Here is a 12,181-nt window from a genome sequence, read left to right on the forward strand (position 1 = left end):
CAAAATATATATTGCAAACATGCCAAATGGCCTGTTATTGCCTATTTAAATTTTTCAAATTATTTTTGCCTCTTTTTCATCCAAATTGTAGCATATGCTCCAATTTTCATTGATAAAAGACCAAAAAATACACCTAGTAAACTTATGCTTGATTCTAATGCTGCTATAATAAGTACTATAGCTGTTAAACCATATCTCAACATGTATTGCATATTCATATAATTTTTAGCTTTTGCTGGTGATAATAAAATTGCCTTACCAATAGTTTTCTCCATAAGCTTTAATTTTAACAAAGAAAATATTAATCCGAAGGCAAGCCCTAATGTCCAGCTCATCTTATTTGACACTATAAATATACCAATAATATAAACAAGTACTGAGAATGTTATCATAGCCATAGGTATAAATTTTTTTTCAAAAGCTACTTTATTCATGTTTATCCTCTTTTTTATTTTGTCTTTTAATTTCTTTTCTTACATGAAAAAATAAATTTCTAAAGGCTCCAGCTACTCCTAAAAGTATAAAAATAATTATAAACAATGGTGCTGTGTTTAACTTCTTATCTAAAAGTTCCCCGACTACTGTACAAATTAAAATAGGTGTAATCATCGTGAAACCTAATTGAGAAATTAAACTTATGTATCTAGCCCATGCTCCCATTTTCACAATTTACACCCCTTTATATCATCTAATTATTAAATAAATATCTTGTACTTTTTACTTTATAGCACTTTATGCAAAATTTCAAGCATTAACCATTTTACCACAATTAATCATTTTTTTACATTTAAAATTTATTTTAGTAGTTTTTGTGCATTTTTATCATGCATCTAAACTACAATTATATATATTTTTTGTAAAATATTTAAAGATAAGGCTACTCATATAATTATTTGTAGCCTTATCTTTCCTCAACTTTACTATTTTATACACTTTATACAATATAATCTTTAGGTCTTGATACTTCTTTACCAAAATTATGACAAATAGCATCTACAATACGTTTAGACGCATTTCCATCACCAAATGGATTTTTAGCAATCGCCATTTGATGATACATTTCATCATCTGTTAAAAGTTCTTTTGTTAAATTATAAATAGTTTCTTTTTCAATACCTGCAAGTTTTAATGTTCCTGCTGCTATACCTTCTGGTCTTTCCGTTACATTACGAAGTACAAGAACTGGTTTGCCAAGTGATGGTACTTCTTCTTGTAATCCGCCTGAATCTGTAAGTACAAGATATGAGCGTTTCATCAGGTTATGCATATCTTTGAGGTCAAGTGGTTCTACTAAATGAACGCGTTCCATATTTCCAAGAATATCGTATACGACATCTTTTACAATTGGATTTTTATGAACAGCATAAACTAACTCTATATCTTGATTTTCAAGTACAATTTGACGTACTGCTTCACAAATATTTTGAAGTGGTTCGCCCCAGTTTTCTCTTCTATGTGCAGTCATTGTAATCACACGTTTATTGGCGTAGTCAATATCATTGAGTTCGTCAACCGTGAATGTATACTCTTCTTCTACAGTTGTTGCCAATGCATCAATTACTGTATTACCTGTTACAAATATGCTATTTTCATCTACTGCTTCTTTTAATAAGTTTTCTTTTGCAAGTGCAGTTGGTGAGAAGTGAAGGTCCGCAAGTGAACCTGTTAGTTTTCTATTCATTTCTTCTGGAAATGGTTCATATTTATTATATGTCCTAAGCCCTGCTTCTACATGTCCTACTTTAATTTGTTTGTAGAAGGCTGCAAGTGCTGCAGCGAAAGAGGTTGTTGTGTCGCCATGAACAAGTACGATATCTGGTTTAGATTCTTCTAATACTTCATCTAAACCTTCTAATACTTTTGTCGTTACACCTGTGAGTGTTTGTCTTTGTTTCATGATGTCTAAATCATAATCTGGTTTGATATTAAATAGTTCTAAAACTTGATCTAACATCTCACGATGTTGTGCTGTTACACACACTACATTTTCTATATTAACATTTTTTTCCAATTCCTTAACAAGTGGTGCCATTTTTACTGCTTCTGGCCTAGTACCAAACACACTCATTACTTTTATCTTCTTCATCTGTGTTGCTCCTCTTTATTTTTTTGTGCAATTTTTTCTTTTATTTCATTTATTTGCCATAGTACTAATTTATACTACTTCTACTTTAAAATCAAATACAACCTATAGTTATTTCTGATTTTCTACTAAATCTGTAGCAATTCTGACCGTTTCCATAGCATCATTCGCATAAAAGTCTGCTTCTACATATTGAGCTAATTCTTCTGTAAGAACTGCACCACCTACAATGACCTTTACATCATTAAAGTTTTTTCTTATAGCTTCAATTGTTTCCTTCATACTTGCTACTGTTGTTGTCATTAGTGCACTTAAACCTACAATTTTTATATCCCATTTTTCTATTGCTTCTATAACTTTTTCTGTTGGCACGTCTTTTCCTAAATCAACTACCTCAAAATTATAGTTTTCCATAATAACTTTAACAATATTCTTGCCAATATCATGAATGTCACCATAAACTGTGGCTAAAATAACTTTTGTTTTAGATGTCTTTTCATTATTATTTGCATCTGCTACCATCTCTTTTTGGAGACGTTCAAAAGCTGATTTAGCTGATTCCGCTGATTTAATAAGTTGTGGTAAGAAAATCTTTTGTGCTTCATAGAGCTTCCCTACTTCATCAAGAGCTGGTACAATATGTTTTTCTATTATTTCTAAAGCTGATTTAGATTCAAGAAGTATATTTACTTCTTCTCTAGCTTCTTCTTTTAGTCCTTTACGAATAGCTTCTTCTATGGACATACGTCCACCATTCTGAGCTGTTTTGACTTCAGTAGTTTCCACATTTGAATATTTTTCAATATAGTTTTTTGAGTTCACATCTTTTCCCATTAATACTCTAAATGCTGCGATAGCTTCCATCATTCCAGTATCACCAGGGTTCATAATTGGTGCATCCAAGCCTTGCATTAAAGCAGCTGTTAACATTGTTTTATTAATAATTGGACGGTTAGGTAGACCAAATGAAACATTACTTACACCTAATACTGTTTTTACACCTAACTCTTCTTTTACAAGTCTTACAGCTTTGAGCGTTTCTTTAACTAACTCTTGTTGTGCTGATGCAGTTACTACAAGACAGTCAATAAAAATATTTTCTTTTGCAATACCTATTTCTAATGCGGCATTTACAATTTTTTTAGCAACTTCTAGTCTTTCTTCTGCTGTTTCTGGAATACCTCTTTCATCTAACGTTAATCCAAGTATACATGCACCATATTTCTTAGCAATTGGCAAAATGGCTTCTAAGCTTGATGCTTTGCCATTTACTGAGTTAATAAGTGGTTTCCCATTATAAATACGACAAGCCTTTTCTAAAGCTTCTGTATTAGAAGAATCTATTTGGAGTGGTAAGTTGATTACACCTTGAACTTCCATAACTGCTCTTTTAAGCATTGAAACTTCATCAATATCAGGAAGCCCCATATTAACATCTAATACATGTGCCCCTTGTTCTTGTTGCTTAATTGCTTCGCGAAGTACATAATCCATATCTTCTCGTCTAAGTGCTGCTTGAAGCATTTTCTTACCAGTTGGATTTAGTCTTTCACCGATTACTACTGTGTCATCAAAGTAAACAGCTTGTGAAGCACTACAAATACCCGTCCTTTTAGGAATGTTAGGTTTTATGTAGGTAGATGTCTTAACTTGTTCAACCATTTTTGCAATATAATCTGGAGTTGTACCACAACATCCACCTAATATTAGAACACCCATTTTGGCAAACTCTAATCCATACTCTGCAAATTCATTTGATGTAATATCATAGTGCATTTTTCCTTCTTCCATTATTGGAAGGCCTGCATTAGGTTGTACCATTACAGGAATATGGGCTGTTTGTACTATTTTTTCTACAATAGACTTAAGTTGTTTAGGTCCTAGTGAGCAATTGACACCTAAAGCATCCACACCAAGCCCTTCTAGTGTTAAAATCATTGATTCAATACTTGTTCCAAAGAATGTTCTACCATTTTCTTCAAAACTCATTGTCGCAAAAATAGGTAATTTAGTATTTTCTTTAGCCGCTAAAATACCTGCTTTAAGCTCATAAATATCTGTAAATGTTTCAAATAAAATTACATCACATCCAGCTTTTTCACCAGCTATAACTTGTTCTTTAAATACATCATAAAGTTCATCAAAAGTTATATCTCCTACTGGTTCTAACATTTTCCCTGTTGAACCAATGTCTAATGCAATATATGCATTAGGAAAATCTTCTTTTGCTTTCTTGGCAATTCCTACTGCTTTCATAATCATTTCTTCTACAGTGTAATCTGTATGTTCTAATTTATAACGGTTTGCTCCAAATGTGTTTGTACTAATGAAATTACTCCCTGCAAGTAGATATGATCTATGAATTTCTTCAATAACTTCTGAATGTGTTATATTGAACATTTCTGGTACTTCCCCAAGTTTTAAACCACGATTTTGGAGAACTGTCCCCATAGCACCATCAAAATATAAATGTGTATTTCCTAAAATATTACAATCCACAACTGTCACCTCTTTTTCTATAGCTGCATGTTTTCACTAAATTACATGTGCCACATGATTTTTGTCTTTTTTCTTTTTGATTTGAAATTCCTACAATAGCTGTAATGGATTTTGTAGGAACTAACATATTGGTTCTAGTTAATGTAAGTCCTATTTTCTTCTCAGTTTGAAGTACATTTAAAAATGGCCTTTGTGCTTTTAAAGGTACATTTCCATAACCAGGGCTAAATCGCATAGTAAAAAATTCACCTTCTTTTAAACTTTTCATTAGCTCCTGTTCATGTTCATCACATACTTTATCTATGAATACTGAAGCACAAGAATCTAATATCATAGCATCTAGCATATCTAAACGTTGCTTGATACCTATTTGTCTATCTACTTCTTGTCCTAATGTAACGGCCATAATATAACATGATTTAGCATTTCTCAATAGTCTCGCAAGATCACTACTTTCTACTTTTAATGCTGTATTTTCAAAAATAACCTCATCACCATTTAAACTAATATTTAATTTATGCGAGATTGCTTTAGGTTTAGCAATGTGTTCTATTAGCTCATAAGCTTCTTCTACTTTTCTGATTATTTCTTTATTGGCTTGTTCCATAGGCATACCTATATATCTTAAGGCATCTTTCAACATAATATGCGTCATTTAATTCCCTTCTTTTCTACTATAAAATCTATACTCTTTTTACTTTAAGTGCATATAATATTCCTCTAATATTTTCCATAATACGTTTAGCTGTATCTGGCTGATTCATTGTATAAAGATGAATTCCATCTACTCCATGTGCTAAAAGATCAATAATTTGCCCTGTTGCATAAGTAATACCAGCTTCTTTCATAGCAAGACTATTATGTCCATAAGCTTTTACAAAGCTTTGTACACTTTCTGGAAGAGTTGCACCACACATAGAAATCATGCGATCTACTTGTTTTGCAGAAGTAAGTGGCATAATTCCTGCAATAATTGGTACATCTATACCTAATCCCCTCGCTTTGTTACAAAAACTGTAGAAATCATCATTATTAAAGAAAAGCTGTGTAATCAGTGCATCTGAGCCGCACTCTACTTTATGTTTTAAAAATTTCAAGTCCTCTTCCATACTATAAGCTTCAATATGTTTATTAGGATAACATGCGCCTAATACATTAAAATCATAATTTTCTTTTATATACTTTGTTAATTCTGAAGCATGTTTAAAATCTCCAAGTATTGCTTCATCATTTAAATCACCACGCATGGCTAAAATATTTTCAACACCTTTGTCTTTTAACTCTTTTAGAATTTGGTCCATGTCTTCTATTTTGCTACCTACACAAGTTAAGTGTGCTAGTGCTGGAATGTTATATTTCATTTGAATAGCAGATGCTATTTCTACTGTATTATCCCTACTACTGCCACCAGCTCCATAAGTTACGCTAATGAAGTCTGGTGATAAACTAGCAAGTGCATCGATAGTACCAAAGATACCATCTAAATCTACTTTCCCTTTAGGTGGGAAAATCTCAAAAGAAAATGTTGGGCGAACCCTTTGACCTAGATTTTTTTTAACATAATAAATCTCCCTCTTTATCATTGAATCATTCTTTTTTTAATACTGAAACAAAAGAATTTTCTCGTATATAAAAACGCCACTCTACATTTTGATATTCTTCAGCATAAGGTATGTTAATTCGCTTATCTGCTACAATATCGGTGCACATTGGTGCTTCTTCTATCCATAATTCACCTTTTCCTAAAACTGATGTTGCATTAAGTGTTTTATCTATTTTCATTGCTTTGCATAGTTTACCTGGACCATTTGTCAAATCTTCTATCTTTTTAGATCGAACATTTCTATTTGCTCTTGCAAATCCAATACTCTTTTCATCCATAGGTTCTACTGCTCTTATGAGTACTCCTTGAGGCGTATCCTTAACATTAGTAACAATATTAAGACAGTTATACATACCATAGATTAAGTAAATATAAGTAATACCGCCTTCTTCAAACATAGGTGCTGTACGTGGCGTCTTTTTTCCAGCATAAGCATGGGCACCTTTATCATCTTTACCCATGTAGGCCTCAGTTTCTACTATTTTAAAACGATATTCTTCCTCTTCTATACGCCTTACTAGGATTTTCCCTAGTAAGTCTCTTGCAACTTTGATGCTCTCCCTTATATAGAAGTCTTTTTTTACTATACTCATGCGTACACTTCCTTGCCTAACTCATTTGACGTATAACCTTTTCTAACTTCATTTCCTGATAAACTGCATTTACTTCTGCACCAATTAAAAGTACCATACAGCTTGCATATAACCATATAAGTAAAATAAATACACCTCCTATACTACCATATAATTGATTGTATTTACTATAATTTTCTACATATATAGAAAAAATCAAAGAAAAAACATACCACTCTACAGAAGCAGCAATAGTTCCTAACCACACATTTTTGATTTTTAAATGTTTTCTTGGCACTATTCTATAAACGATATAAAGTATGATAATCAGCACACAAAATGGCATAACCAGTCTAATTACATTCCATATAGGCATAACAATACCTTTATTTAAATCAAATATATTAATGACATAATTACCTATATTATTCCCAAATACTAGAGCTACCATCATTAAAATAAGTAACATTGCAAATAATACAGTATACATTATAGATACGATTTTTGAGAGCCAATATGGTCGTATAAACTTAGAATTATATGCTAAATGAATTCCTCTTAACAAAGCATTAACAGCTGTTCCTCCTGACCATAACGAAATGAGTACACCCACAGATAATAGCGTTGTACTGCGATACAAAATAAATTTGTAAATAGTTGTTTCTATAAATGGCATAAGCGTAGGTGGTACAATTAATGCTATATTATTTAGTAACATATCAATGGAAAGATTGGCAAAAGTTAATAAACTAATTACTACAATTAAAAATGGAAAAAATGCCATTATCCAATAATATGCTATTTGAGCACTTGTAGCTGCTATATTATGGGCACTATATCTTTTAACTAATTTTTTTATAAATATCCCGAACGTGTTTTCCATAAACTCTCTCCTAACTATGCTTCACTTACCTACATTATTCCTAGCTTATACTATTATTTATACTCCCTATTCATACCAAGAAGAACTTAAAAAATAAAGAGATACCAAAAGGTAGCTCTTTATTTTTTATTTTTAACTTCTTTATTATTATCTTTTAATGCTGCTTCAGCTTTATTTCTAGCTTTATCAAAAATACCCTTTTTCTTGTGAGTTTCAGGTAATTTTCCTGAAATTACTTTAACAATGAGGATACCAGCAAGTTCAACTTTAATTTGCTTTTTAGTTGGAATACTATCGTAAATTTTTTCATCACACATAAGAGTATGAATTTGTGGACCAATTTTAGCAATTACAACTGGCATTTTACGTTTTTTGTACATCCAAGGAAGTTGTTCTTTCATTTGTTTTGGAAGTTTAAGATTATCTAATTTATCTTTTTTCTTATCAATTACGAAAATTGATACTGCTTGTTTATTTTGTGAAATGAGTTGTTGTTGCTCGTCATATTTTCCTTGTAACTTTTTACCCCAGAAATATAGACCGATAATTCCAGCAACTAAAATTGCCATTACGACCCAAAAGATTATCCATCCTGTAGACATTTGGACGTACCTCCTTATTAATTCTATACTACTATGTACATTTTTTAGCTTTTATATACTATTTTCTATGCAAAAGCTAGTTGTTTTAAGTATATCATACCCAAACTTATAAGACAATGTTGTTAATAATTTTTGTTTTGCCGTATATACTAATACTAGTTCTCTTGTTCAAAAGGTGGTGCTATCATGTTTCTTAATAATCTTGCTTTTACATGGATTGATATATTTTTCTTCATCAATGTTTTACTCATTTTATCAGTTGTATTCTGGCATCACAAAAGCACTAGCACAACTTGGTCTTGGATTATGATTATGCTCTTTATCCCCATTGTAGGCTTTATTCTTTATCTACTTTTTGGCCAAGACCTTAGAAAACAAAAAACTTTTAATCAAAAAGGGGAACAAGATCGTTTCTTGGCTGTAAAGCTTTTACAAGAATTTTCTTTTAAACAATCACTTAGTAAATATACTAACCCTCTCATTTCAGCTTATAAAACACTTATAACTATGAACCTCATTTCTCATGACTCGCTTTATACTGAAGATAATGATATTACCATTTATACAGACGGCAGTGAACTTTTCACAACCATTTTCCATGCTATTAATAATGCGCAAAAATATATTCATATTGAATACTACATTATCCACGATGATGAACTTGGTAAACTTTTTAAAAACTTACTTATAAAAAAGGCTCAACAAGGTGTAGATATATTTATACTCTATGATGAAGTTGGCTCTCTTAAAACGCCTAAACGTTATTTCTATGACTTGAAACATGCCGGCATTAAAATTGCTCACTTCTATCCTTCTAAAATTCCATTTATTAAACTTCATGCTAATTATCGTAATCACCGCAAAATATGTGTTATAGATGGAGAAGTAGCCTTTCTAGGCGGATTCAATGTAGGTGCCGAATACTTGGGCCTTAATGAAAAGTTTGGCTATTGGCGTGACACACATTTACGTATCATTGGCAGTAGTGTCGATCTTATTAATTTACAATTTCTATTAGATAGACGTTTTGCTACCCATGAAAAGCTCAACTTAGAAAACTATATTCCTATCCATCTTCCTAAACCTACTTATAAAATAGGTATGCAAATTGTCTCTAGTGGTCCAGACTCGAAATATCCAAGTATTCGTAATGCTTATATGGCTATGATTAACTCCGCAAAAAAATCAATCTATATTCAAACACCTTATTTCATTCCAGATGAAGGTGTACTTACTGCCCTCAAACTTGCTTGTCTATCCGGCTTAGACGTTCGCATCATGATTCCTAATAAGCCTGATCACATATTTGTATACTGGGCAACTTATGCCCATATAGGTGAACTCATCGCTTGTGGTTGTCAATGTTACACCTATGAACACGGATTTCTCCACGCCAAAACAATTGTTGTTGATGAAGAAATATGTTCTATCGGCACCGCTAATTTTGATATTAGAAGCTTTAATCTCAACTTTGAAATCAATGCCTTCATCTACGACCAAACAACCTCAAAAAAACTTGTCGCTATATTCAAGCAAGACATAGAACTATGCAACCAACTCACACCAACACTTTATAATAACCGGTCCTATCTTATAAAATTTAAAGAATCTATTTCTCGCCTTATCTCCCCTATCCTGTAACTTTACTCTAGTGTTGACCTCAAAGTGTGACGAGAGGTTTAAGTAAGTTTTTTTCTTCCATACACGCCCTCCTCTCCATAAAAAGAGTCAGATCGCACCACAGTGCAACCCGACTCTCTTCACTATATTATACTAAGTTCCCCGTCAACTTTTCTGACAGTAACACCATGCTGAACATCGTCTATGTATTTAACAATATTTCCAAGTGTAATTTTTACCCCTGGATAAATTGCATCGCTTACACGTATTAATCCATCTTGGGCACCACTTAATGTATCAGATAATATCTTGAATTGATGTTTTAATTCATCGATTTCTTCTATAAGCGGTCCTCTTGATGCATTTAATTTATTGAGCATTACTTTTCTATTTAAATCTAACGCATTTCCTCTCAATTTTGCTGTTAAGAAATTTACACTCTTCTCTAATTTTGAAAAGTCTTCTTTTTTCTTTTTCAATTCATCTGCCATTCGTCTATGTTCTTGATAAAGTTCAGATGGTACACCTATTTGTACATTTGTTGCTGTTCCCATAGGTGAGCCAATACTTTTTGCAATAATCATATTTGTTGCTGCTATATTACCACCAACTATAGTCCCTTTACCCATTTCAACACGTATGCTGTTTCCTGCATCAGCTACACCATGAATAATTGCCTCAGTAATAATATCACCTTTGGCTTCTACATTTGCGTTTTGAATAAATTTAGCAATAACGTTTCCCCCTGAAACAATTTTACCTTTTTCTGTTCCTTGAACACCGTATGTAAGAATAATATCTCCACCAGCAATGATTGTTGCATCTTCTACTGGACCTTGTACTTCTACAGATCCATCTGCTTCTATTGTAAAGCCTGCATGTACAGTTCCTCTCACAACAACATTTCCTATAAATTTAATATTCCCAATAGAACTATCTACATCACCTTGAACTGTATATACGGTATTAACGTATACATTATGTCCATCATATTCTAACTTACCATCTACACTAGCTACTAGTATTGTGTCATCTACTATTTCTGTATTTTTCCCTTTTGGCAATCTTATATCTTTACCTTTTTTTGCTCTTACTACACCTCCTAGAACGTTATAACCATCTTCCCCTAGGGTAGGAAAAGTTTTAGTAGCAAGCAGTTCACCCTTTTTTACATTAAATACCGTTCCTAAATCCTTAAAGTCTACAGTACCATCTTCATTTTGTTTAGGAACAAATTTCACTAATTTTTTAGAGTCAAAATTAAGAGTTAATTTACCATCAATACCATCAGTAGCAGTTTTTCCTTGTGCAACAATATACTTATAGTTATATTTTTTTGTTTGTGAGAGCTCTATAAGTGCGTTTTCATCAATACCTTTAGTGATTCCTCTATTAGCAATAGCTAATTTGATTTCTTCTAAAGTCAGTAATCTTCCGTCTTCTTCTGGGGGTGTAAACCATATAACGCCTAGCATTTTATCTCTAGACACTTCTACATTTACTTTCTCATTAACTATTTCCAGCATAACGTGTTCCTCCTTAGTAAATATATAATTTTTACTTCAGTTGACTTTGATTTATAATTTCAGCAAATAATTCTCTTACAATATCTTCTGTCAGTTTTGGTAATACTTTTATATCTTCTTTACTTAGGTCTTTAACTTCTATTGGCTTTCCAATATTTAATGTTACTCTTGTTGTTTGAATACCTCTTTTTTCTTCAAATACCTTATGTGTATTATGAATAGCAATTGGTACAATGGGTACTCCTGTTTTAATAGCTAATTTAAACACGCCGCCTTTGAATTCTTTAATCTCATTGCCAGACACTCTTGTTCCTTCTGGGAATACTACAATAGATTGTCCCTGCTTAATTTCGTCAATACCCTTAATAATCTTTTCTATTGTTCCTCTCTTGTCTTCGCGATCAATATAAATCGCTCCTAATGCATCAAACCAAGTGTTTATTAGCATCATATTGCCTACTTCTTTTTTAGCAATATAAATACATGGGTCATCTATTGTGCTTACAAGAGATACAATATCAAATATTCCTTTATGATTTGCTACATATAGTACAGGCCCTTCTTTAGGTAAATTTTCTTTCCCCATAACCTGTAAATCCATTTTAGCTGACTTAATCATTTTTTTACATAAAAGCTGCATTTGTTTATAAATTTCTTCTCTACTTTTACGAATAGAGTATTTTTTATTTCCATACGCATATTCATTACGTTTTTTCGAAAGCATTAAATGCGTAGAACCCATTGTCCATAACATTCTAATATCATTAAGTAATATATTTTCTCTCTTATTCAC

12 protein-coding genes are annotated in these 12,181 nt (G+C 32.0%); 1 reads left to right on the forward strand and 11 read right to left on the reverse strand.

Annotation, left to right across the window (positions count from 1 at the left end):
- Window positions 1–59: 59 nt before the first annotated feature.
- The 9 genes from JCM14822_RS03460 to JCM14822_RS03500 all read right to left on the reverse strand — a co-directional run bounded on the left by JCM14822_RS03460 (window position 60) and on the right by JCM14822_RS03500 (window position 8,242).
- Window positions 60–434: an ATP synthase subunit I gene (locus tag JCM14822_RS03460; RefSeq protein ID WP_054739693.1), complete on the reverse strand. Its 375-nt coding sequence runs from the start codon at window positions 432–434 to the stop codon at window positions 60–62.
- Complete coding sequence (locus JCM14822_RS03465; protein ID WP_054739763.1) at window positions 427–660, reverse strand: AtpZ/AtpI family protein; 234 nt, start codon at window positions 658–660, stop codon at window positions 427–429. The genes JCM14822_RS03460 and JCM14822_RS03465 overlap by 8 nt, the downstream gene beginning before the upstream one ends.
- Window positions 661–934: 274 nt before the next feature.
- Window positions 935–2,086 (reverse strand): non-hydrolyzing UDP-N-acetylglucosamine 2-epimerase, encoded by a 1,152-nt coding sequence (gene wecB, locus JCM14822_RS03470; protein ID WP_054739695.1) that lies wholly within the window; start codon window positions 2,084–2,086, stop codon window positions 935–937.
- A 108-nt stretch (window positions 2,087–2,194) separates the two neighbouring features.
- On the reverse strand, window positions 2,195–4,534 hold the full coding sequence (locus tag JCM14822_RS03475; RefSeq protein ID WP_054739765.1) for a homocysteine S-methyltransferase family protein: 2,340 nt from the start codon (window positions 4,532–4,534) through the stop codon (window positions 2,195–2,197).
- A gap of 37 nt (window positions 4,535–4,571) precedes the next feature.
- Entirely contained in the window at window positions 4,572–5,237 is a 666-nt protein-coding gene (locus JCM14822_RS03480; protein WP_054739698.1) for a vitamin B12 dependent-methionine synthase activation domain-containing protein, read from the reverse strand.
- 28 nt (window positions 5,238–5,265) lie between these two features.
- On the reverse strand, window positions 5,266–6,165 hold the full coding sequence (metF, locus tag JCM14822_RS03485) for a methylenetetrahydrofolate reductase [NAD(P)H] (RefSeq protein ID WP_083461244.1): 900 nt from the start codon (window positions 6,163–6,165) through the stop codon (window positions 5,266–5,268).
- A gap of 4 nt (window positions 6,166–6,169) precedes the next feature.
- A complete protein-coding gene (locus tag JCM14822_RS03490; protein WP_054739700.1) occupies window positions 6,170–6,778 on the reverse strand; it encodes a DNA-3-methyladenine glycosylase in 609 nt (202 codons plus the stop codon).
- A gap of 16 nt (window positions 6,779–6,794) precedes the next feature.
- The gene (locus tag JCM14822_RS03495; protein WP_054739702.1) at window positions 6,795–7,640 is read right to left on the reverse strand and encodes a YihY/virulence factor BrkB family protein; all 846 of its coding nucleotides are present in this window, start codon (window positions 7,638–7,640) and stop codon (window positions 6,795–6,797) included.
- Between the two features lie 119 nt (window positions 7,641–7,759).
- On the reverse strand, window positions 7,760–8,242 hold the full coding sequence (locus JCM14822_RS03500) for a hypothetical protein (RefSeq protein WP_054739704.1): 483 nt from the start codon (window positions 8,240–8,242) through the stop codon (window positions 7,760–7,762).
- Between the two features lie 186 nt (window positions 8,243–8,428).
- On the opposite strand from JCM14822_RS03500, the gene cls reads away from it, so the two are divergent.
- Window positions 8,429–9,883: a cardiolipin synthase gene (gene cls, locus JCM14822_RS03505; protein WP_054739706.1), complete on the forward strand. Its 1,455-nt coding sequence runs from the start codon at window positions 8,429–8,431 to the stop codon at window positions 9,881–9,883.
- Between the two features lie 122 nt (window positions 9,884–10,005).
- Here the strand turns inward: cls and JCM14822_RS03510 are convergent, their stop codons facing one another.
- Together JCM14822_RS03510 and JCM14822_RS03515 are read right to left on the reverse strand one after the other, a co-directional pair.
- Entirely contained in the window at window positions 10,006–11,388 is a 1,383-nt protein-coding gene (locus JCM14822_RS03510; RefSeq protein ID WP_054739708.1) for a DUF342 domain-containing protein, read from the reverse strand.
- A gap of 31 nt (window positions 11,389–11,419) precedes the next feature.
- The gene (locus tag JCM14822_RS03515) at window positions 11,420–12,181 is read right to left on the reverse strand and encodes a lysophospholipid acyltransferase family protein (RefSeq protein ID WP_054739711.1); all 762 of its coding nucleotides are present in this window, start codon (window positions 12,179–12,181) and stop codon (window positions 11,420–11,422) included.

The organism is Cellulosilyticum ruminicola JCM 14822 (assembly GCF_001311925.1).
Classification (GTDB): Bacteria; Bacillota; Clostridia; order Lachnospirales; family Cellulosilyticaceae; genus Cellulosilyticum; species Cellulosilyticum ruminicola.